A 19972-nucleotide genomic window follows, 5' to 3' on the forward strand; every position below is an offset into this window, starting at 1 on the left:
GTGCCCCTTTCGCCCGATCAGGCGCAACACACGCGCGCGCCAGGTTCACCGGGGGTTGCGAAGGGAGAACGTGGCGGTCGCGGCATGCAGTGGCAGCAGCAGGGCGATCCAATGCAGGTTGGCCTGTGGTTGCGCGCTCACCCAATGCAAGAGCAGGCCGGCCACGGCGGACAGCGCCATCAGCAGGGTGATGCCCGCCGTCCAGCGACCCGGCATGCGCCCGCGCAGCAGTCCCCAGGCGCCGGGCAATGCGAGCCAGGCCAGCGGATTGAGCAGGAAGAGATTGTGGTTGGCCCATCCCATGACATGCGCGGTGCCGAACCACAGGAACAACATCAGCGCCCCGATCGCACCCGAAACCAGCCAGAAGGTCAGCAGCGCCATGCCCAACGCGCGCGAGCCGCGCTTTCCCGCCCATGCGACGACGCCGCCGATCGCGATCCCCCACAGGCCCCACAGCCACCAGCGCGTCGCGCGGGCCACGGGTTCGGGGGCGATGCGATGGGGGAGGATGTCCTGGCGGTCGCGCACCAGTGGCTGGCCCGAATTGTTCCTGGCTTCCAGCAGGATGTCGGACAGCCGGCGCGGCACGAACGCCTGTTCCCACAACGTCATCGGCTGGTCCGCGGCGGGCCCGAGGCCGACGTCGAATCCCAGCCACATCCACGGTGCCGGGGAGGCCAGGCGCAGCGCCTCATCGCGCCAGGTCAGGCCCTGCGAGCGGCCCTGGACCTGCTTGAGCAAGCCGCCCGCCAGTGCGTGGTCGACGGCATCGCGCACGCGCGTGGAGCAGTTGTCCTTGAAGTAATCGTAGCGATAGAACGCGTTTTCCGGCTTCGCGTTCTCGGCGAGCGCAGTGGCTATCTCGCGCGCCTGCGCGGCATCGAGGTCGAGCCACTGCACGCTGACGCCGCGCCCTTCCTCGCGATACAGGATCAGGTCATCCGTGTAGGGCACGGCCGCGAGGCGGTAGCGCATGTCGCCGCGGACGAAGCGGGAGATGAAGTCGGGTTCGGTCGGATCGAAGAAGCCGAAATTGTACGAGATCGCTTCGCCGGTCCGCGGATCGGCCACCAGCACCGAATCGTGGCCGAAACGCTCCCAGAAGATCTCCCCCGGCTGCATGACCATGATGCCGATGCGTGGCACGGCCTCCGCCGTTGCCGGGGGCGCTGCTTCCATGGGGGAGGGCGCCGGAGCTCCCTGCGCCAACGCGCCCAGCGACACCAGCCAGAGCAGGCCCGGCAGCAGCCAGCGCTTCAGGGAACCCGCCCTTCCCCCCGCGACGGGAAGGGACCCGTTTGCGTCACGCATTGCCGAGTACGTCGACGTGGAACGCATGCACGCGGCGCGCGTCTGCCGTGGCGACCCGGAACACGAAGCGGCCCATCGATAGTTCCTCGCCGGCTTCCGGCAGATGGCCAATGGCCGCCGTGATCAGGCCACCGATGGTGTCGTACTCGTCGTCATCGAAGTCGGCGTCGAAGCGCTCGTTGAAGTCCGCGATCGGCGTCAGTGCGTCGACCACGAACAGGCCATCGGCCTGGGCGCGCATCAGCGCCTGCGGGTCCTCGGCTTCGTCGTGCTCGTCGTCGATGTCGCCGACGATCTGCTCGAGGACGTCCTCGATGGTGACCAGTCCGGCGACGCCGCCGTGCTCGTCGATCACGATCGCCATGTGGTTGCGCGACTGGCGGAACTCGCGCAGCAGCACGTTGAGGCGCTTGGATTCGGGAATCAGCACGGCCGGACGCAGCAGGGCATGGATGCTGCCCGGGCCGTTGTCGGCGACGACCCCGCGCAACAGATCCTTGGCCAGCAGGATGCCGAGGACTTCGTCCTTCTCCTCGCCGTGGACCGGGAAACGCGAGTGGCCGGACTCGACCACGCGCTTCATGAGTTCAAGCAGCGGCTCCTCCGCGGGCAGGGCGACCATCTGCGCGCGCGGGATCATCACGTCGCCGACGGTCAGGTCGGATACGGCGATCGCGCCTTCCATCATGCGCAGGGTGTCGGCGGCTATCAGGCCATCGGCCTGGGCATCTCGGAGAAGCTCGACCAGGCCTTCGCGCGTGCTGGGCTCGCCGGAGAGCATCGTGCTGATGCGTTCCAGCCAACCGCGCCGGCGCTCGGGGTGCTCCTGCGGGGTACTACTGTCGTCCTCGGACATGGTGTTTCGGCAACGCCCGGGGGGTGGGCGGACCGTGGAAGTCTAGCGCGGAAGGGGCCCAAGGGTTTCACGATGGCATCCCGGGGCCGAACGGATAATCGCCGCGGTCCCGCGCGGAGGACTGCGAAATGCCTGAGAAACGCACCCTGAAACGCGCCAGCAAGGACAAGCGCGAAGGCAAGGCGGCGAGCACGCAGGCCGGCGAATTCGTCCGCGAGGAAATCGAACACATCCGCGAAGGCAAGCACGGTGCGCGTTCGGCCAGGCAGGCGATCGCGATCGGCCTGTCGAAGGCGCGTCGCGCTGGCGTGGAACTGCCACCGCCGAAGAAGGGCGAGGCCTCCGAAGGAACCCGGCGCAAGGCGCGACAGGATGCCGAGGCGGGCGCACCTCGCACGCGCAAGGCGACCACCCGGAAGGCCGCGAGCAAGACCGCCACGGGCCGGACGGTGGCCAGGAAAGCCACTGCGAAGAAGGCGGCCGCGAAGACCGGCGCCCGCAAGACGACCGCGCGAAAAGCCGCCACGAAGTCCGCGACAAAGGCCGCCGCGGCCCCGTCGAAGACCCGCTCCCGCGCTACTACCCAGGCGCTCAAGCGCGAAGGGCACGCAGCGGCGAGTACGTTGGCGTTGTCACGGCAGGCGAAGGCGGCGGCGCGCAAGCGCACGGCCAGTGAGCGTTCCGCGGCGGCGAAGAAGGCGGTACGCACCAAGGGTGCGGAAGGCCGTTCGCAAGCGGCGCGGAAAGCAGCGCGCACCCGTGCACGGCACGACGGGGCAGGGTCGAAGCACAACGGGGCGAGGTCGCACGCCTGAACGCAGGAGGCCTGTCAGGACGACGTCCGGCTACGACGGCGGCGTGTCAGGCGAGGACGTAGGGGTCCTCGATCCCCATTCCCGCCAGGATCTCCCGTTCCAGCTGCTCCATGCAGATCGCGTCGGCTTCGTTCTCATGGTCCCAGCCGAGCAGGTGCAGGGCACCGTGCACGGTCAGGTGCGCGTAGTGCTCGACCAGGTGTTTCTTCTGCTCCTTGGCCTCGCGCGCCACCACGGGGGCGCAGATCACGAGGTCGCCGAGCAGCGGCAGCTTCACGCCCTTGGGCAGTCCATCCGGCAGTTCGGCGGGGAAGCTCAGGACGTTGGTCGCGTAATCCTTGCCGCGGTAATGCCGGTTGAGGGCACGCGCTTCCTTGGCACCGACGATGCGTATGGCGAGGTCCGCTTCGCGGATGCGGTTCTCGAGCGCCGCGGCCACCCACTTCCGGAAGCTCACCGCGGAGGGGACGCCGACGCGCGGAACCGCATAGCTGACGCTGACATCAAGACGAACCGGGCCGACGGTCATGCGTTGTAGTCCTGTCGAGGTTGATGGAAGAAGACCATGCTCAGGGAGCCGGCCCGGTCTGCGCGTCCGCCGAATCGCGGGCGTCGTAGGCGTTGACGATGCGCGCCACCAGGGGATGGCGCACGACATCGCGCGACTCGAAGAAGGTGAAGCTGATCCCGTTGACGTTGCGCAGCACTTCCAGCGCATCCTTCAGCCCGGACTTCTGGTGCTTGGGCAGGTCGATCTGGGTCATGTCGCCGGTCACCACGGCCGTGCTGCCGAAGCCGATGCGGGTCAGGAACATCTTCATCTGCTCGATCGTGGTGTTCTGCGCTTCGTCGAGGATCACATACGCGTCGTTAAGCGTGCGTCCGCGCATGTAGGCGAGCGGAGCGATCTCGATGACGTTCCTTTCCAGCAGCTTGACCACTTTTTCCACGCCAAGCATCTCGTACAGGGCATCGTAGAGTGGGCGCAGGTAAGGGTCGACCTTCTGGGTCAGGTCGCCCGGCAGGAAGCCCAGCTTCTCACCGGCCTCCACCGCGGGCCGCACCAGTACCAGGCGTTGCACGCGGGCCTCGTTCAGTGCCTCCACCGCCATCGCCACGGCCAGGAACGTCTTGCCGGTGCCAGCCGGGCCCATACCGAAGTTGATGTCGTGCGTGGCGATCGCGTGCAGGTACTTGGCCTGGTTCGCGCCGCGGGCGCGCAGGGTGCCGCGCTTGACGCGGATGGTGACTTCCTGCGGCTCGATGTCGCTGGCGGCGATATCGTCCGCCTCGTATTCGGTGAGCTGCAGGTGGATGTCGGGCTCGGTGAGCGTGGTGTCGGCGGCCTCGTTCCACAGCTGGCGCAGCAACCGTTCCGTCTTGTTGACAGCCGTTTCAGAGCCATCGACGCGGAACACGTTTCCGCGGTTGGCGATCTCCACGCCGAGGCGCAGCTCGATCATGCGCAGGTGGCTGTCGAATGGGCCGCTGAGGTTGGCCAGGCGCTCGGTCTCGGCGGGCTCGAGGGCGAATTCGGAAACGGTGCGGGAAGGCATCTGGGGGTCTTCGAAAGGCACTCTCGGAGGTAGCAGCGAAAGCTTGCGCCTGTGGGGGCTTTTTCGCAAAGTCGACGCCTGGGGTGGAAAGGGGGACTGGTCGATGCGTGATATCCGAATCCTGCTGGCGCTGTTGTTCGTGTCGCATGTTTCCGTTGCGGGCACGCTACCGGTCACCGTGGTGAGCGCCGCGCGAATCCACACGATGGATCACGAGCAGCCTCACGCGCAGGCGATGGCCTACGACGGTGATGGCCGCATCCTGGCATTGGGCGGCACGGCGGAATTGCTGGCGCGCTATCCCGGTGCCAAGCGCATCGAGGCGGGCAATGCGACCGTGATCCCGGGTCTGATCGATGCCCATGGCCACGTAGAGGGGCTCGGGCTGACGAAGCTGCAGGTGGACCTCAGGGGCACCCGGGACAAGCAGGACATCCTGCAGCGGCTGCGCGATTTCGCCCGCGAGCTGCCGCCGCAGGCCTGGCTGCTGGGCCGCGGCTGGGACCAGAACGACTGGCCGGAAAAGGAGTTCCCGACGGCCGTCGAGCTCGACGCGGTTTTCCCGGACCGGCCGGTGTGGTTGCGCCGCATCGATGGCCACGCCGCCTGGGCCAACAGCGCCGCGATGCGCCTGCTGAAGCGGGACCTGGCCGGCGAGTGCCAGCCAGACGGCGGCCGCATCGTGCGCGATGCGCAGGGGCGCGCCACCGGCGTCTTCATCGACAACGCGCAGGATCTGGTCGATGCCGCAATGCCGCCGCTGGACGAGGCCACCGCAACGCGCGCGCTCGAACTGGGCATGCAGGAAGCGGTCTCCCACGGGCTGACCGGAGTGCACGACGCCGGGATTCCGTTAACCCAATTGCAGCGCTACACCCGGCTCGCCGATGCCGGAAAGCTGCCGCTTCGCATCACCGCGATGGCCGATGCCGACGGTGCGGCGCTGGCCAGGCTTTGCAGCGATGGCCTGTACGCGCACCCCGCCGGGCGATTGAAGATGCGCACGGTCAAGCTCTACATGGACGGCGCGCTGGGCAGTCGCGGCGCGGCCTTGCTGCAGGACTACAGCGACGACCACGGCAACCGCGGCCTGTTGCTTACCCCGCCCGATGCGCTGGCGAAGATCGCGGAAAAGGCGAAGCGTTGCGGCGTGCAGGTGGCTACGCATGCCATCGGCGATCGCGGCAATCGCGAGGTGCTGGATGCCTATGCACGCGTGCTCGGCGACGATGCCGCGAAGAGCGACCATCGCTGGCGCATCGAACACGCCCAGGTGCTGGCCCTCGACGACATTCCACGCCTCGCCCAGTTGCACGTGATCGCTTCGATGCAGCCCACGCATGCCACCAGCGACATGCCATGGGCCGAGCAGCGCATTGGTCCGCAGCGCATCGTCGGGGCCTACGCGTGGAGGTTGCTGCGCGACAGCAGAGCGCGGCTGGCGCTGGGTTCCGACTTCCCGATCGAGTCGGTGGATCCGCGCCTTGGCCTGTATGCCGCTACCACACGGGCCGATGGGGAAGGCCAGCCTGCTGGCGGCTGGCGCCCCGAGGAAAAATTGACGGCCTACGAGGCGCTGCGCGGCTTCACCCTCGACGCCGCGTACGCGGGATTCGCGGAGACCGAGGTCGGCAGCCTCGAAGTCGGCAAGCGCGCCGACTTCGTGATCGTGGCCGAGGACCCGCTGGCGATCGATCCTGCGCAACTGCGCAACCTGACCGTGCAGGCCACCTATGTGGATGGCCGGCCGGTCTATCGCGCCGGCGGGAAATAAGCGGGCGCAAGAGTGCATGGGGCAGGGGGGCGATTCCGCCCTGTAAGTGCGGTTCCTCATTGTTCCCGCCGGGGCAAGGCCGTCCGTCGGTTCGTCCTTGCAAATAATTGATCATTGAATTAATTATTGCACCGTGACTGATACGCGCCCCGATAAAACCAAGGTTTCCAGCGGAACCCGGTCCGTCCGGGCCCCTGGAAAACCCAAGCGCACCCCGGGCCGCCCGATGGGCGACGGCCCCGACCTGCGGGCCCGCCTGCTCGATGCCGCGGTCGCCTGTTTCGCCCGTGACGGCATCGCCGGCACCTCGCTGCGTGCCATCGCCAGCGAAGGCGCGGTAACCCCTGCGCTGCTGCACTACTACTTCGGCGACAAGACGCAGCTGCAACAGGCCGTCATCGCCGAACGCGTGATGCCGGCGTTCGACGAAGTCCGCGAGTCCACGATGCAGGCGGGGGACGACATCTCCGGGCTCATCGCAGGCTTCGTCCGCGGAATGTGCGCGACCGTCGAACGCCATCCCTGGCTGCCGCCGTTATGGGTGCGCGAAGTGCTGTGCGAAGGCGGCGCGCTGCGCGAAGTGCTCTTCACCACCGTCGCGCCGCAGATGCCGCAACTGCTCGCCGCGCGCTTCGCCGCCGCGCAGGAAGCCGGCGAGCTCAGTCCAGACCTGGATCCGCGATTGCTCGTCACCTCGCTGATCGGCCTGACCCTGTTCCCAGCCGCCGGCGCGCCGATCTGGCGCCGGTTGTTCGCCGCCGACGACATCGACGCCTCGACCATGCGCAATCACGCGATTGCGTTGCTGGACCATGGCATCGGCGCCTCCTGATCCCAATGATCCCAATGCGCGCGATGCACGCCCGCACGATTGCCACGAGAACCCATGCCATGCGTTCCCTCCGCACGCAGCTGTTGGTCGTCCTCGCCGCGCTCTTGTCGGCCTGTAGAGACGACACGCCCCAGGCCCTGGGCACGCTCGAGTACGACCGCATCACGCTCCCCGCGCCCGCCGCCGAACGCATCGCAGCGATCGACGTGCGCGAAGGGCAGCGCGTGAAAGCCGGCCAGCCGATCCTGCGCCTCGAACTCGATCGCACGCGTTCGGCGACCGAAGCGTCGCGTGCGCAGGCCGCTGCGCAGCGTGCATCGCTGGAAGAGCTCGAGGCGGGCCCGCGTTCGGAGACGATCGCGCAGGCGCGTGCCCAACTCGCGGCCGCGCAGGCGCAGGCGCGCGAGGCGAGCGACTTCTACGCACGCGTACGCCCGCTTGGGCGCCAGCAGCTGATCGCCGCCGCCGAAGTCGACCGGGCGCGCGCCAGTGCCGAAAACACGGCCGCATCCGTACGCGCGATGCAGGCTTCGCTCCTCGAACTTGAAGCGGGTACGCGACGCGAACAGATCGCGCGTGGCCAGGCGGCGCTCGCCGCATCCGAAGCGGAGGCCACGGCGCAGCAGGTGACGCTCGACAAGCTCTCCCTCGTCGCCCCGCGCGACGCGCTGGTCGACAGCCTGCCGTTCAAGCTTGGCGACCAGGCCGCCGTGGGCCAGCCGCTCGCGATCCTGCTCGTCGGCGCGCCCTATGCACGCGTGTACGTGCCTGAACCCATCCGCACCCACGTCCAGGTGGGCGACGCGGCACGTGTGTTCGTCGACGGGCACAAGGACGGACTTGCCGGCACCGTGCGCCTGGTCCGCACCGAGCCGACGTTCACGCCGTACTACGCATTGATAGGAAGGGACGCCGCGCGCCTTAGCTATGTCGCGGAAGTCGCGATCAATGCGAAGGAGGCCGCACTGCCACCGGGCCTGCCGGTGCGCGTGGAGTTCGGCAAATGAACGCGCAGCCAGCCGATGACCTTGTCATCCGCGCGCGCGGCCTGACCAAGCGCTTCAAGGATCTCGTGGCGGTCGACCACGTCGACCTGAGCGTACCGAAGGCGAACGTCTACGGCTTCCTCGGCCCCAACGGCTCCGGCAAGACCACCACCATCCGCATGCTCTGCGGCCTGATGACACCGACCGAGGGCGACATCGAGGTGCTCGGACTGCAGTTGCCGAAACAGGCGGAAGCATTGCGGCGCCGCATCGGCTACATGACGCAGAAGTTCTCGCTGTTCGACGACCTCAGCGTGCGCGAGAACCTGGAATTCCTTGCCGCCGTGCAGGACATTCCACGAGCGAAGGCCAGGCAACGCATCGACGAGCTGGTCGGGCTCTATCACTTCGAGGATCGCCAGAAGCAACTCGCCGGCACGATGAGCGGCGGCCAGAAGCAGCGCCTCGCACTCGCGGGCGCGGTGATCCACAAGCCGGAACTGCTGTTCCTCGACGAGCCCACCAGTGCCGTCGACCCCGAATCGCGCCGCGACTTCTGGGAGAAACTCTTCGAGCTGGCCGACGCTGGTACGACCATCCTCGTTTCCACGCACTACATGGACGAAGCCGAACGCTGTCACCGCCTCGCGATCCTCGACCGCGGCGTGCTCGTCGCGGACGGCTCGCCCGCCGAGCTCACCAGCGCCATTGCTGGCCGTACGCTGGCGGTGCTCGCGGACCATCCGCGCAGCGCGCAGCGGGCGCTGATCGCGACGCCTGGCGTCATCAGCGCGGCGCAGATCGGCAACACGCTGCGCGTGCTCACGGGCGAGAACGGCGATGCCGCCGGACGCATCGCCGAGGTGCTGCGTGGGGCCGGCGTCGTCGCCACGGTCGAACCTTCCGAACCCAACCTCGAAGACGTCTTCGTCGCCGCCACCCGCGGCTCCGCCAAGACAGAGGAGGCCGCATGAGCACCCGCCGCCTCTTCGCGATCATGGTGAAGGAACTGCGGCAGATGCGCCGCGACCGGATCACGCTGGCGATGATCGTCGGCATTCCGGTGATGCAGCTGGTGCTGTTCGGCTACGCCATCAACTTCACCCTGCGCGACCTGGATACCGCGATTTCCGACCAGGCCGCCACCGCGGGGTCGCGCGCGCTCGTCATGGACATGCAGAACACCGGGGTCATCAACCCGGTACGCGACGCGAGCAGCCCACAGGAGCTCATGACGATGCTGCGGCGGGGCGAGATCAGCGTCGGCGTGGTGGTGCCGCCGGATTTCGAACGCCGCCGCGTCGACGGGCGTGAAGCCGTGCAGGTGCTGGTCGATGGTAGCGACACCGCGGTGCAGGCCGCGGCCGTGCAGCTGGCGCAGACGCCGCTAGACAGCGCGGCGTACGTGAAGCCGAAGCCTTCGCAGATCAGCGTCGTCGGCTTCTACAACCCGGAGCGGCGCTCGGCGATCAACATCGTTCCCGGACTGATCGGCATCATACTGACGATGACGATGGTGCTCTTCACCGCGGTCGCCATCGTCCGTGAACGCGAACGCGGCAACATGGAGTTGCTGATCGCGACGCCTGTCAGCAGCAGTGAACTGATGATCGGCAAGGTGCTGCCGTTCGCGGGGATCGGCCTGATCCAGACGACGCTGGTGCTGCTGCTCGGTGCCTGGCTGTTCGACGTCCCGGTGCGGGGCAGTGTGCTGGACGTCTACGCCGCCACGATCCTGCTGATCTTGGCCAATCTCTCGCTGGGCCTGATGATCTCGACGAAGGCGCAGTCCCAGTTCCAGGCGATGCAGATGACGTTCTTCGTCTTCCTGCCGTCGATCCTGCTGTCGGGTTTCATGTTTCCATTTTCGGGCATGCCGAAGATCATCCAGTACCTGGCCGAAGTGTTGCCGTTGACGCACTTCCTGCGGCTGATCCGCGGCGTGATGCTGCGCGGGGCGAGCATCTTCGAACTCTGGCCGGAGGTGCTGGCGCTGGTTGCGTTCATCACCTTGATGATGACCACGGCCATCCTGCGCTTCACCAAGCGCCTCGACTGAGGAAGCCACGATGCTGGCAACTCCGCCCAGGCCGGTGGCGGCAAGCCAGCGGCCCGGGGGCACTCAGTCTGCGATCGCGAGGCGCCCGCGCAGCGAATTGCTCATCGCCCCGGTGATGACCACATCGACGAACTTCCCGACCAGGCGCGGATTGCCCGGGAAGTTCACCGAACGCATGTTCTCGGTCTTGCCGGTGAGTTCGTTCGGGTCCTTTTTCGACGGTCCCTCGACCAGCACGCTCTGCACGCTGCCGACCATGGCGTCGCTGATCTCACGCGCCTTGGCGTTGATCGTGGCCTGCAGGCGCGAGAGGCGGGCGTGCTTCTCCTCGCTGCCGACGGTGTCTTCGAGATCGGCGGCGGGCGTGCCGGGGCGGCGCGAATAGATGAACGAGAACGACTGATCGAAACCGACATCCTCGATCAGCTTCATGGTCTTTTCGAAGTCGGCGTCGCTCTCGCCCGGGAAGCCGACGATGAAGTCGGACGAGACCGAGATGTCCGGCCGCACCGCGCGCAGCTTGCGGATCTTCTGTTTGAACTCCAGCGCGGTGTAGCCGCGCTTCATCGCCGCGAGGACGCGGTCGCTGCCGGCCTGCACCGGCAGGTGCAGGTAATTCGCGAGCTTGGGCACATCGCGATAAGCCTCGACCAGCGAATCCGAGAATTCCAGCGGGTGCGAGGTAGTGAAGCGGATGCGGCCGATGCCGTCGATCTCGGCAATGGCGCGGATCAGCAGGGCGAGGTCCGCGATCTCGCCGTCCCCGTAGGGACCGCGGTAGGCGTTGACGTTCTGGCCGAGCAGGTTGACCTCGCGCACGCCCTGCGCGGCAAGGTCGGCGACTTCGACCAGCACGTCCTCGAACGGACGGCTGATCTCCTCGCCGCGGGTATAGGGAACCACGCAGAACGAGCAGTACTTGCTGCAGCCTTCCATGATCGAGACGAAGGCGCTCGCGCCCTCGGCACGCGGCTCGGGCAGGCGATCGAACTTCTCGATCTCGGGGAAGCTGATGTCGACCTGCGGCAGGCCTGTGTCGCGCTTGGCCTGGATGAGCTCGGGCAGGCGGTGCAGGGTCTGCGGGCCGAAGACCAGGTCGACGTAGGGGGCACGCTTGATGATGGCTTCGCCTTCCTGCGAGGCCACACAGCCACCGACTCCGATCACCACCGGCTTGCCACCCTGCTTGAGCCCGCTCTCCTTGAGCGACTTCCAGCGGCCAAGCTGACTGAACACCTTTTCCTGTGCCTTCTCGCGGATCGAGCAGGTGTTGATCAGGATGACGTCGGCTTCCTCGACGTTGGTAGTCAGTTCGAGGCCGTCGCTGGCGGCAAGGACGTCGGCCATCTTGGCCGAGTCGTACTCGTTCATCTGGCAGCCGTGGGTCTCGATGAAGAGCTTCCCCTTCGGCGGCAGGGGCGAGGAGGCCGGGGCGGCCTCGGCGGTGGCGGTGCGATCGGTCATTGAGTTGAATCCGGGAGGGCGGCGGTTACTCCGCGCCGGGGCGCGCATTGTAGGACAGGGGCCGGTGTGCAGGTCCACGCCCTCGCTGGCCGAAACGCGATAGGCGTCGCGTTCATATAAATCAACGGCTTGTAAAGACTTTTCAATGAGGGGATAGTCCGCCGAATGAGGGGGCTCCGGGGAATTCTGGTGGCAGTGGCTGCGCTGGCGTCGACGCCGGCGTGGGCGGGCAACCTTTATCGCTGCGACAGCCCGGACGGCACCCGTGCCTACGCCAGCAAGCGCGTTGCCGGTGCCAGATGCACCGTCATCAGCTACCAGCCGGAAAAGCACATTCGCGCGGCGGCCGCCGCGCCGGCAGTTGCGACCGGCGCAGGGACCGGAGTGGGGACGGCGACTCCCGCCATGACCGTGACCGGCTCGCCGGCGACCGTCACCCCCAAGCCTGTCGGTGACGCGAGCATGAAGGCGCGTTTCGTGCGCATGGGCTCGTCCCTGACCTACTCGTACATCGACGCCAACGGCGTGCGCAACTACAGCAACCGCCGGCCGAAAGGCGTGGCCAACGTCAAGGTGAGCCGGGTCGAGTTCCCGATCTTCCAGATCGAGAACTGCTATGCCTGCGGTGCGCTGCCAGGCGTCAATTTCGGCAATATCCGGCTCAACACCACGGCGTACAACGCCGAAATCGCCAGCTCGGCGGCGCAGTTCGGGGTGGAGGAGGCCATCGTGCGGGCCATCATCCATGCCGAGTCGTCCTATAACCCCGGAGCGCTTTCCCGGGTGGGGGCGCAGGGACTGATGCAGCTCATGCCGGCGACGGCGCGCCGCTTCGGCGTCTCCAATGCCTTCGACCCGGCGCAGAACATCCGCGGTGGCGTCCAGTACCTCGGTTGGCTGCTCAAGCGCTTCAACGGCGACGTGAAGCTCGCCGCGGCCGGTTACAACGCCGGTGAGGGGGCGGTAGACAAGTACAAGGGCGTTCCGCCCTATGCCGAGACCCAGCGCTATGTGCAGCGCGTGGCGGTGCTTGCGGATCGCTACCGCAGCGCCGGCGGCAAGACCACGATGGCAGCCACGGGCGCGGGCGCCGGTTCGCGCTGAAGCAGCCGCAGGGCGGAAAACCTGCCCGGCATTCCAGATCCCGCGATGGCTCCGGTTTCGCCGGATTGTCGGGTCATTCACCGTTCCGTTACACTTCGCCGTCTTTTTACGCCGTAAGCCGTCGCCGTTGGCGAGGGCCTGCGGTGACTCGTTCACAAGCTTTGCGGAGTGCCGGATGGCCAACCAAGGGGACCACCCCGTCAACCAGGGCCGCCGCCGTTTCCTGACCACGACTACTGCGGTGGTCGGCGCGGTCGGGGCCGGATTTGCGGCGGTACCGTTCATCAAGTCATGGAGTCCCAGCGAGCGTGCCAAACAGGCCGGCGCTCCTGTGACCCAGGACATCACTGCGTTGCAGGAAGGCCAGCAGCTGACGCTCGCCTGGCGCGGCCAGCCCGTCTACGTGGCGCGCCGCTCCAAGAAGATGCTCGATGTGCTGCCGTCGCTCGATGGCCTGCTGCTCGATCCGAAGTCGGACAATAGCGACCAGCAGCCCGCCTATGCGAAGAACGCGACGCGTTCGATCCGTCCGGACCTGATGGTATTGATCGGTGTGTGCACCCACCTGGGCTGCGCTCCCGAGTTCAAGCCGGAGATCAAGCCGGAGCCGTTCGATCCCGAATGGAAGGGTGGTTACTTCTGCCCTTGCCACAAGTCGCGCTACGACTCCGCGGGCCGCGTCTTCAAGGGCATGCCGGCGCCGGCGAACCTTCCGGTTCCGCCGTACCACTTCGAAAACGACAACACGATCGTGATCGGCGTGGATCCGGTTGGTAAAAGCACTGCAGGAGCTGCGTAAGCCATGAGCATGATTACGCGCACCGTCAACAACGTCGCGAACTGGGTCAACGACCGGGCGCCGGCTCTCATGCCGATGTACCGCAAGCACATGACCGAGTACTACGCGCCGAAGAACTTCAACATCTGGTACTACTTCGGTTCGCTCGCACTGCTGGTGCTGGTCAACCAGATCGTCACCGGCATCTTCCTCACGATGCACTTCAAGCCCAGCGCCGCGGAAGCGTTCGCTTCGGTCGAGTACATCATGCGCGACGTGTCGTGGGGCTGGCTGATCCGCTACATGCACAGTACCGGCGCCTCGTTGTTCTTCATCGTCGTCTACCTGCACATGTTCCGCGGCCTGATGTACGGCTCGTACAGGAAGCCGCGCGAAATGGTCTGGATCCTCGGCATGGTGATCTACCTCGTGCTGATGGCCGAGGCATTCATGGGCTACGTGCTGCCATGGGGCCAGATGTCGTTCTGGGGCGCCAAGGTGATCATTTCGCTGTTCGGCGCGATCCCGAAGATCGGCACGGGCCTGACCGAATGGATCATGGGTGACTACATCCCGTCCGACGCGACGCTCAACCGCTTCTTCGCGCTGCACGTCATCGCGTTGCCGCTGGTGCTGCTGCTGCTCGTCGTGCTGCACCTGGGCGCGCTGCACGAAGTCGGTTCCAACAACCCGGACGGCGTCGACATCAAGAAGGGCCCGAAGGGCAACCGCTGGGACGCCAACAAGCCGGCCGACGGCATTCCCTTCCACCCGTACTACACGGTGAAGGACACGTTCGGCGTCGCCTTCTTCCTGATCCTGGCGGCCTTCATCATCTTCTTCGCCCCGACCTTCGGCGGCTGGTTCCTCGAGCACGACAACTTCACCGCGGCCAATCCGCTGGTGACGCCGGAGCACATCAAGCCGGTCTGGTACTTCACCCCGTACTACGCGATGTTGCGCGTGGTCCCGTCGTTCTTCGGCATCAAGCTGTGGGGCGTGCTGGTGATGTTCGGTGCCATCGTGCTGCTGTTCCTGGTGCCTTGGCTGGATCGCAGCCGGGTCACCTCGTTCCGCTATCGCGGCAAGCTGTCGTGGGCGATGTTGCTCGGCTTTGCATTCTGCTTCCTGTGGCTGATGAAGATCGGCGCCGGTCCGGGTACCGACCCGGTCGAAACCATCATCGGCCGCGTGCTGACCTTCCTGTACTACGCCTTCTTCATCACCATGCCGGTGTGGACCAAACTCGACAAGACCAAGCCGGTGCCGGAACGGGTGACGACGCATGACTAAGATGAATCTCGTCCGCACCCTGGCCGGCCTCGCGGCAGGCCTGCTGGTTTCGGTCTCGGCCTTCGCCAACGAGGGCGGCAACCTGCTGCACTCGGGTACCGACCTCGGCGACCGCGCGTCGCTGCAGCGTGGCGCCCAGCTGTACATGAACTACTGCTCGGGCTGCCATTCGCTCAAGTACCTGCGTTACTCGCGCCTCGGCGAGGACCTCGGGCTGAGCGAAGAACAAGTGATGCAGAACCTCAATCTCAGCGGCGGCAAGATCGGCGACCAGGTCCAGGTCACCCTCACCGAGGCCGACGCCCAGCAGTGGTTCGGCAAGATGCCGCCGGACCTCAGCCTGATCGCGCGCGTCCGCGGCAGTGACTGGATCTATACCTACCTGAAGTCCTTCTACCTGGACGAGACCCGCCCGCTGGGTTGGAACAACAAGCTGTTCCCCAACGCGTCGATGCCGAATCCGCTGTGGCAGATGCAGGGCCTGCAGCACGCCGAGTACGGCGAACCGGACAAGGCCACGGGCGAGCGCCCGGTCCACGGCCTCAAGGTCGCCACGGCGGGTACGCAGACCCCGGAGCAGTTCGACCAGTCGGTCCGCGATATCACGACCTTCCTCGAGTACGCCGGTGAGCCGGCCGTCCTCAAGCGAGAGAAGCTCGGCGTGTGGGTGGTCCTGTTCCTGGCCGCCTTTACCCTCCTGGCCTACCTGCTGAAGCACGAATACTGGAAGGACGTGCACTGACCGCTTCCCAAGACGCCCGGCTTCAAGCCGGGCGTTTTGCATCTGGGGTCCCGGGGGGCGACTTTTTCAGGCAGTAACGCTAGTCTCGGGAGCCTAGGCGACCGCACGCAGGGGGTGGGCGGCGACCTGAGACCGGCGGATGGCCGGGCCAGACCGAACGCAGGAGCAATCGATGATGGCGGCAAGTCCACGTATGCGTAATGCCTTGACTCTGTTTTCTTCCACCGACTGCGTGCTGTGCCATCGCGTGCGATTGGTACTGGCAGCCAAGGGCGTCACCTACGATCTGATTCCGGTCGATCCGCAGAATCCGCCGGAAGACCTGGTCGACCTCAACCCGTACCACTCGGTGCCGACCCTGGTCGAACGCGACCTGGTCCTGTACGCCGCCAGCGTGGTGAGCGAATACCTCGACGAGCGCTACCCGCATCCGCCGTTGATGCCCGTGGACCCGTTGTCCCGTGCGCGCCTGCGCCTGGCCATGCTGCGCCTGGAACACGACTGGGTGCCGCAGGTGCAGGCGATCCAGCTCGGCAACAAGGTCCAGGCCGAAGCCGGTCGCAAGCGCCTCAAGGAACTCCTCACGGCCTCGGTGCCGCTGTTCAAGGCCAGCAAGTTCTTCCTCAATCCCGAGATGAGCCTGGCCGACTGTGCGATGGCACCGATCATCTGGCGCCTGCCGGCGCTGGGCGTGCCGCTGCCGAAGGACGGCAAGGTGATCGAGGACTACGGCAACCGGATCTTCCGCAATCCCGGTTTTACCCGGAGTCTCACCGACGCCGAGCGCAAGCTGCGCGAGATGCCGGCCTAGGCCGGTCCGCCGAATGCACTGTGACAAGGCCCGGAACTCCGGGCCTTTTCGCATTTCTGGAAGGCTGGCGCGGCGCTACACTTCCCGCATGACCGAAGACAGCACCATCATGACCAGCCACCGCCCGTACCTGCTGCGGGCGCTGTACGAGTGGATCGCCGACAACGGCATGACGCCCCACCTCCTGGTCGATGCCACCCGTCCGCACGTGCAGGTGCCCGTGCACGCGGTCAAGGACGGTCGCATTGTCCTGAATGTCGCCGAGCGCGCCGTCGCCGGGCTGCAGATGAGCAATGACGTGATCCGTTTCAGCGCCCGATTCGGCGGCGTGAGCCACTCGGTATCCGTGCCGGTGTCGGCCGTGCTGGCCATCTATGCGCGTGAAACGGGGCAGGGCATGGCACTGCCGGAGGACTCGCTGGCCGATGCGGCGGACGAGACCGATGTCGTAATGGAAACCGACGCGGACGAAGTCTCCCACGCGCCACTTAGCATCGTGCCTGACGAGGGTGCCCCGGACGATGGCGACGACCCGCCGACGCCCACGCCGCGCCGCAGTGGGCATCTGCGCATCGTCAAGTAAACGGTCGATCCGCGTTCCGCGCAATCTCAGTGGAACTGCGCCACCGACGGCATTACCGGCCCACTGAATGACACGAGCCGGTCGCCGCGCAGCACCAGGCGACCGATATGCCGATCCTCGCCAGTGTGCGAGTAGTCGAACCGGAACGTGCGCTCGAAGCCGAGCCAGCCGCTCTCCTGCCGGCACACGCGCAGGCCGATGGCATGGACGCTGTGGTCCAGCCATTGCACGCCAGCGATGCGACACGCGTCACGCCCCAGCGCTTCGGCGCGTTCAGCAGCAGCGCGGCTCGCGTTCCAGAACGCGAACACGGTCGCAGACACGATCATCAGGAGGATTAGAGTCGGCATGAACCAAAGGTAGTGGCGCAGAATGCTCGCCACAAGTCTACGTTCGCCGGGAGGGCGGCGCACCGATGAAGCTTGTTTTTCCGGGTGGTGAACACCCGCAGGTTCTGCTCGGTCCCGGGGTCAACCGCATCGGTTCCGATCCTGGGTCGAACATCGTGCTGGACACGCCTGGCGTGTTGCCTCAGCACTGCCAGCTGCACGTCAGTGCGACCGGCGTGATGCTGGAGGTGCCTTCGGGCACCACCGTCAGCGTGAACGGGCGGCATGTTGATGGCCTGATCGCCCTGCGTCCCGGCGACAGCGTCACCTTCGACCATGTGCTGGCGCGCCTGGCCGCGATCGACGCCGTCGCACCTCGTGGCGGCGACGGCGGCTATCCGCACGCGGCCAACGACGACCCGGGCGTCACCGCGGTGCGGCACGTGGTGCCCATGTATGTGCTGCGCGGCGTCACCGGTGGTGCATTCGGTCGCAGCTATCCATTGCAGGGGCCCGTGACGATCGGCCGTTCGCCGGAGTGCGACATCCACATCAATGATCTGGGGCTCTCGCGCGTGCATGCGCGGCTGATCCCGGGCGAGGACGGCGTGACGATCGAGGATCTGAACTCCACCAACGGCACGTCCCTCAACGATCGCCGCGTGATCAGGGAGCGGGCGCGCATGGGCGACGAGATCGGCTTCGACAAGCTGCGCTTCCGCCTGGTCGGTGCGGCTGGCCACGAACCGGTGCACGTCGAGGCGACGAAGGTGCACGGCGCGCCGCGCGGAAGCAGCTGGCTCTGGATTGGCCTGGTGATCGCGGTTGCGGCGGCGGTGATCACCATCGTGGTGAGCAACGGCTAGGGCACCGCACATACGAAAGAAAAAAGGGCAGGTCCGCGCGGGCCTGCCCTTTTTCGTATGCGTGCCGGCATGTCCCTCTCCAGCGGCGAGTCAACCCGCCGGGGGCGGTCCCAGCTTCAGCGACAGGTCGATCGCATGGACATGCTTGGTGAGTCCGCCGATGGAGATGCAATCCACGCCATCTTCCGCGATGGCGCGCAGCGTCTCCAGGTCCACGCCGCCGGAGACTTCGAGCGGGATGGTGCCGTTGAACGGCGCGGAGCGGGCCATGCGCACGGCTTCGCGGCGCATCGCAGCGTCGAAGTCATCCACCAGGATGCGCGTGCAGCCTTCCCGCAGCGCTTCCTCGAGTTGCGCCAGCGATTCGACTTCGACAATCAACGGCAAGGACGGATGCATGGCACGCGCGGCATGGATCGCACCGGTGATCGAGCCTGCCGCGCGCACGTGGTTCTCCTTCAGCATCACCGCGTCGTACAGGCCCATGCGGTGGTTGGCGCCGCCGCCCACACGCACCGCGTACTTCTGGGCCAGCCGCAAGCCAGGAATGGTCTTGCGGGTGTCGAGGATGAGAGCGCCGGTACCGCGCACGGCCTCGACGTGGCGGGCGGTGACGGTGGCCGTCCCGGAAAGCGTCTGCAGGAAATTGAGCGATGCTCGTTCGGCGCTGACCAGGGAGCGTGCACGGCCCTGCAATGTCGCCAGCACCATGCCCTTGGCGGCGCGGTCCCCCTCGCTTACGTGCCAGTCGATGCGCACGTCCGGATCGAGCGCGCGATGGCAGGCATCGAACCAGGGACGACCGCAGACGATGCTGTCTTCCTTGCACAGCAGGTAGGCGCTGTCGGCAACGTCCGGCAGCAGGGTCGCGGTGACGTCCCCGTTGCCCAGGTCTTCGGCCAGGGCCCGCGCGACATCGGCCTCGATGACTTCGGCCGGCGGCGGCAGGAAATCACCCTTCACGGCGGCGCCGCTCATGCCTGCGGAAAGCCTACGATCTGCGCAGTGGCGATGGCCTCTTCGGCCAGCAGTACCGGGATGCCGTCATCCAGGCGGTACACCGTCTTGCGATCGCGGGTCACCAGGGCTTCGTGCAGCGTCTCGGCCTGGGCGCTGCCATCGCCGCGGATCACGTCGCCCGCGGCGATAGCCGCATTCACGGCCTGAAGGCCGCGACCGTCGAGCAGGGCCAGCGGCTGGCGGGTGGTAGGGCAGACGAGCAGGTCCAGCAGTTTGCGATCCATGGCGATGAAGGCGCGGCGGAAGGCCGGTAGAATACCTTTTTGAGGCTTGGATCCGTCATGGCAGCAACAGGGGAAGCCCCGCTCGTCGGCATCGTCATGGGCTCGCGCTCCGATTGGGAGACGATGCAGCACGCAGCCGCCCGGCTCGAAGCACTCGGAGTTCCGCACGAGATCCGCGTGGTCTCCGCGCACCGGACCCCGGACGTGCTTTTCTCGTACGCCGAAACCGCCGCGCAGCGCGGCCTGCGCGCGATCATCGCCGGCGCGGGTGGCGCCGCGCACTTGCCGGGCATGCTCGCCTCCAAGACCGCGGTGCCGGTGCTGGGCGTGCCGGTCCAGAGCAAGGCGCTGAACGGCATGGACTCGCTGCTGTCGATCGTGCAGATGCCCGCCGGCATCCCGGTGGCGACGTTCGCCATCGGCAACGCGGGCGCCGCGAATGCGGGCTTGTTCGCGGCGGCGATGTTGGCGAAGGAATTCCCCAAGATCGGTTCCGCGCTCGAAGCTTTTCGCGCGAAGCAGACCGACGACGTGATCGCCAACGACGATCCGCGCAAGTGACCGGC

The 19972-nt window shown here is 66.7% G+C and carries 22 protein-coding genes; 14 read left to right on the top strand and 8 right to left on the bottom strand.

Features of this window, described 5'->3' with window-relative positions; translation table 11 throughout:
• Positions 1-45: 45 nt before the first annotated feature.
• Positions 46-1314 (bottom strand): lipoprotein N-acyltransferase Lnb domain-containing protein, encoded by a 1269-nt coding sequence (locus ACXJJ9_RS02495; RefSeq protein WP_457095683.1) that lies wholly within the window; start codon positions 1312-1314, stop codon positions 46-48.
• Entirely contained in the window at positions 1307-2170 is an 864-nt protein-coding gene (locus tag ACXJJ9_RS02500) for an HlyC/CorC family transporter (RefSeq protein ID WP_457095684.1), read from the bottom strand. The genes ACXJJ9_RS02495 and ACXJJ9_RS02500 overlap by 8 nt, the downstream gene beginning before the upstream one ends.
• Positions 2171-2298: 128 nt before the next feature.
• Between ACXJJ9_RS02500 and ACXJJ9_RS02505 the strand changes: the two genes are divergently transcribed.
• The gene (locus ACXJJ9_RS02505; RefSeq protein ID WP_457095685.1) at positions 2299-2985 is read left to right on the top strand and encodes a DUF6496 domain-containing protein; all 687 of its coding nucleotides are present in this window, start codon (positions 2299-2301) and stop codon (positions 2983-2985) included.
• Positions 2986-3031: 46 nt separating this feature from the next.
• Here ACXJJ9_RS02505 and ybeY read toward each other — a convergent pair whose 3' ends face one another.
• Together ybeY and ACXJJ9_RS02515 are read right to left on the bottom strand one after the other, a co-directional pair.
• Positions 3032-3514, bottom strand: a complete 483-nt coding sequence (gene ybeY, locus ACXJJ9_RS02510) for an rRNA maturation RNase YbeY (RefSeq protein WP_310051544.1) — start codon at positions 3512-3514, stop codon at positions 3032-3034.
• Between the two features lie 40 nt (positions 3515-3554).
• A complete protein-coding gene (locus ACXJJ9_RS02515) occupies positions 3555-4541 on the bottom strand; it encodes a PhoH family protein (protein ID WP_457095686.1) in 987 nt (328 codons plus the stop codon).
• Positions 4542-4644: 103 nt separating this feature from the next.
• Here ACXJJ9_RS02515 and ACXJJ9_RS02520 point away from each other — a divergent pair, with 103 nt between their 5' ends.
• The 5 genes from ACXJJ9_RS02520 (at position 4645) to ACXJJ9_RS02540 (ending at position 10192) form a co-directional block, all read left to right on the top strand.
• Positions 4645-6315: an amidohydrolase gene (locus ACXJJ9_RS02520; RefSeq protein ID WP_457095687.1), complete on the top strand. Its 1671-nt coding sequence runs from the start codon at positions 4645-4647 to the stop codon at positions 6313-6315.
• A 226-nt stretch (positions 6316-6541) separates the two neighbouring features.
• Positions 6542-7147, top strand: coding sequence for a TetR/AcrR family transcriptional regulator (locus tag ACXJJ9_RS02525; RefSeq protein WP_457095688.1), 606 nt, complete (start codon positions 6542-6544; stop codon positions 7145-7147).
• A 59-nt stretch (positions 7148-7206) separates the two neighbouring features.
• Positions 7207-8154, top strand: a complete 948-nt coding sequence (locus tag ACXJJ9_RS02530) for an HlyD family secretion protein (RefSeq protein WP_457095689.1) — start codon at positions 7207-7209, stop codon at positions 8152-8154.
• Positions 8155-8180: 26 nt separating this feature from the next.
• Positions 8181-9107 carry an ATP-binding cassette domain-containing protein gene (locus tag ACXJJ9_RS02535; RefSeq protein WP_457096146.1) on the top strand — a complete coding sequence of 309 codons (927 nt, stop codon included), beginning with the start codon at positions 8181-8183 and terminating at the stop codon, positions 9105-9107.
• Positions 9104-10192, top strand: a complete 1089-nt coding sequence (locus ACXJJ9_RS02540) for an ABC transporter permease (RefSeq protein WP_457095690.1) — start codon at positions 9104-9106, stop codon at positions 10190-10192. The genes ACXJJ9_RS02535 and ACXJJ9_RS02540 overlap by 4 nt, the downstream gene beginning before the upstream one ends.
• A gap of 63 nt (positions 10193-10255) precedes the next feature.
• Here ACXJJ9_RS02540 and miaB read toward each other — a convergent pair whose 3' ends face one another.
• Entirely contained in the window at positions 10256-11656 is a 1401-nt protein-coding gene (gene miaB / locus ACXJJ9_RS02545; RefSeq protein ID WP_457095691.1) for a tRNA (N6-isopentenyl adenosine(37)-C2)-methylthiotransferase MiaB, read from the bottom strand.
• Between the two features lie 165 nt (positions 11657-11821).
• Between miaB and ACXJJ9_RS02550 the strand changes: the two genes are divergently transcribed.
• The 6 genes from ACXJJ9_RS02550 (at position 11822) to ACXJJ9_RS02575 (ending at position 16967) form a co-directional block, all read left to right on the top strand.
• On the top strand, positions 11822-12760 hold the full coding sequence (locus ACXJJ9_RS02550; RefSeq protein ID WP_457095692.1) for a lytic transglycosylase domain-containing protein: 939 nt from the start codon (positions 11822-11824) through the stop codon (positions 12758-12760).
• 175 nt (positions 12761-12935) lie between these two features.
• Positions 12936-13559 (top strand): ubiquinol-cytochrome c reductase iron-sulfur subunit, encoded by a 624-nt coding sequence (gene petA / locus ACXJJ9_RS02555; protein ID WP_457095693.1) that lies wholly within the window; start codon positions 12936-12938, stop codon positions 13557-13559.
• A gap of 3 nt (positions 13560-13562) precedes the next feature.
• Positions 13563-14831 (top strand): cytochrome b, encoded by a 1269-nt coding sequence (locus ACXJJ9_RS02560; RefSeq protein ID WP_457095694.1) that lies wholly within the window; start codon positions 13563-13565, stop codon positions 14829-14831.
• Positions 14824-15573: a cytochrome c1 gene (locus ACXJJ9_RS02565; RefSeq protein ID WP_457095695.1), complete on the top strand. Its 750-nt coding sequence runs from the start codon at positions 14824-14826 to the stop codon at positions 15571-15573. Before ACXJJ9_RS02560 ends, ACXJJ9_RS02565 begins: the two co-directional genes overlap by 8 nt.
• A 175-nt stretch (positions 15574-15748) precedes the next feature.
• Positions 15749-16384, top strand: a complete 636-nt coding sequence (locus tag ACXJJ9_RS02570; protein ID WP_310053803.1) for a glutathione S-transferase N-terminal domain-containing protein — start codon at positions 15749-15751, stop codon at positions 16382-16384.
• Positions 16385-16472: 88 nt separating this feature from the next.
• Complete coding sequence (locus ACXJJ9_RS02575; RefSeq protein ID WP_457095696.1) at positions 16473-16967, top strand: ClpXP protease specificity-enhancing factor; 495 nt, start codon at positions 16473-16475, stop codon at positions 16965-16967.
• 26 nt (positions 16968-16993) lie between these two features.
• Here ACXJJ9_RS02575 and ACXJJ9_RS02580 read toward each other — a convergent pair whose 3' ends face one another.
• A complete protein-coding gene (locus tag ACXJJ9_RS02580; RefSeq protein WP_457095697.1) occupies positions 16994-17317 on the bottom strand; it encodes a DUF3301 domain-containing protein in 324 nt (107 codons plus the stop codon).
• Between the two features lie 65 nt (positions 17318-17382).
• On the opposite strand from ACXJJ9_RS02580, the gene ACXJJ9_RS02585 reads away from it, so the two are divergent.
• Complete coding sequence (locus ACXJJ9_RS02585) at positions 17383-18162, top strand: FHA domain-containing protein (protein WP_457095698.1); 780 nt, start codon at positions 17383-17385, stop codon at positions 18160-18162.
• A gap of 90 nt (positions 18163-18252) precedes the next feature.
• Here ACXJJ9_RS02585 and nadC read toward each other — a convergent pair whose 3' ends face one another.
• On the bottom strand, positions 18253-19140 hold the full coding sequence (nadC, locus tag ACXJJ9_RS02590; RefSeq protein WP_457095699.1) for a carboxylating nicotinate-nucleotide diphosphorylase: 888 nt from the start codon (positions 19138-19140) through the stop codon (positions 18253-18255).
• A complete protein-coding gene (locus ACXJJ9_RS02595; RefSeq protein WP_457095700.1) occupies positions 19137-19406 on the bottom strand; it encodes a Trm112 family protein in 270 nt (89 codons plus the stop codon). Before ACXJJ9_RS02595 ends, nadC begins: the two co-directional genes overlap by 4 nt.
• A 57-nt stretch (positions 19407-19463) precedes the next feature.
• Here ACXJJ9_RS02595 and purE point away from each other — a divergent pair, with 57 nt between their 5' ends.
• Positions 19464-19967 carry a 5-(carboxyamino)imidazole ribonucleotide mutase gene (gene purE, locus ACXJJ9_RS02600; RefSeq protein ID WP_457095701.1) on the top strand — a complete coding sequence of 168 codons (504 nt, stop codon included), beginning with the start codon at positions 19464-19466 and terminating at the stop codon, positions 19965-19967.
• The last annotated feature ends 5 nt before the right edge of the window (positions 19968-19972 follow it).

It is taken from the genome of Lysobacter sp. P5_B9, from assembly GCF_054049835.1.

Coding starts and splice junctions, on each gene's coding strand:
- ACXJJ9_RS02495 (WP_457095683.1), bottom strand. CDS start 1,314: ATGCGTGACGCAAACGGGTCCCTTCCCGTCGCGGGGGGAAGGGCGGGT.
- ACXJJ9_RS02500 (WP_457095684.1), bottom strand. CDS start 2,170: ATGTCCGAGGACGACAGTAGTACCCCGCAGGAGCACCCCGAGCGCCGG.
- ACXJJ9_RS02505 (WP_457095685.1), top strand. CDS start 2,299: ATGCCTGAGAAACGCACCCTGAAACGCGCCAGCAAGGACAAGCGCGAA.
- ybeY (WP_310051544.1), bottom strand. CDS start 3,514: ATGACCGTCGGCCCGGTTCGTCTTGATGTCAGCGTCAGCTATGCGGTT.
- ACXJJ9_RS02515 (WP_457095686.1), bottom strand. CDS start 4,541: ATGCCTTCCCGCACCGTTTCCGAATTCGCCCTCGAGCCCGCCGAGACC.
- ACXJJ9_RS02520 (WP_457095687.1), top strand. CDS start 4,645: ATGCGTGATATCCGAATCCTGCTGGCGCTGTTGTTCGTGTCGCATGTT.
- ACXJJ9_RS02525 (WP_457095688.1), top strand. CDS start 6,542: ATGGGCGACGGCCCCGACCTGCGGGCCCGCCTGCTCGATGCCGCGGTC.
- ACXJJ9_RS02530 (WP_457095689.1), top strand. CDS start 7,207: ATGCGTTCCCTCCGCACGCAGCTGTTGGTCGTCCTCGCCGCGCTCTTG.
- ACXJJ9_RS02540 (WP_457095690.1), top strand. CDS start 9,104: ATGAGCACCCGCCGCCTCTTCGCGATCATGGTGAAGGAACTGCGGCAG.
- miaB (WP_457095691.1), bottom strand. CDS start 11,656: ATGACCGATCGCACCGCCACCGCCGAGGCCGCCCCGGCCTCCTCGCCC.
- ACXJJ9_RS02550 (WP_457095692.1), top strand. CDS start 11,822: ATGAGGGGGCTCCGGGGAATTCTGGTGGCAGTGGCTGCGCTGGCGTCG.
- petA (WP_457095693.1), top strand. CDS start 12,936: ATGGCCAACCAAGGGGACCACCCCGTCAACCAGGGCCGCCGCCGTTTC.
- ACXJJ9_RS02560 (WP_457095694.1), top strand. CDS start 13,563: ATGAGCATGATTACGCGCACCGTCAACAACGTCGCGAACTGGGTCAAC.
- ACXJJ9_RS02565 (WP_457095695.1), top strand. CDS start 14,824: ATGACTAAGATGAATCTCGTCCGCACCCTGGCCGGCCTCGCGGCAGGC.
- ACXJJ9_RS02570 (WP_310053803.1), top strand. CDS start 15,749: ATGGCGGCAAGTCCACGTATGCGTAATGCCTTGACTCTGTTTTCTTCC.
- ACXJJ9_RS02575 (WP_457095696.1), top strand. CDS start 16,473: ATGACCGAAGACAGCACCATCATGACCAGCCACCGCCCGTACCTGCTG.
- ACXJJ9_RS02580 (WP_457095697.1), bottom strand. CDS start 17,317: ATGCCGACTCTAATCCTCCTGATGATCGTGTCTGCGACCGTGTTCGCG.
- ACXJJ9_RS02585 (WP_457095698.1), top strand. CDS start 17,383: ATGAAGCTTGTTTTTCCGGGTGGTGAACACCCGCAGGTTCTGCTCGGT.
- nadC (WP_457095699.1), bottom strand. CDS start 19,140: ATGAGCGGCGCCGCCGTGAAGGGTGATTTCCTGCCGCCGCCGGCCGAA.
- ACXJJ9_RS02595 (WP_457095700.1), bottom strand. CDS start 19,406: ATGGATCGCAAACTGCTGGACCTGCTCGTCTGCCCTACCACCCGCCAG.
- purE (WP_457095701.1), top strand. CDS start 19,464: ATGGCAGCAACAGGGGAAGCCCCGCTCGTCGGCATCGTCATGGGCTCG.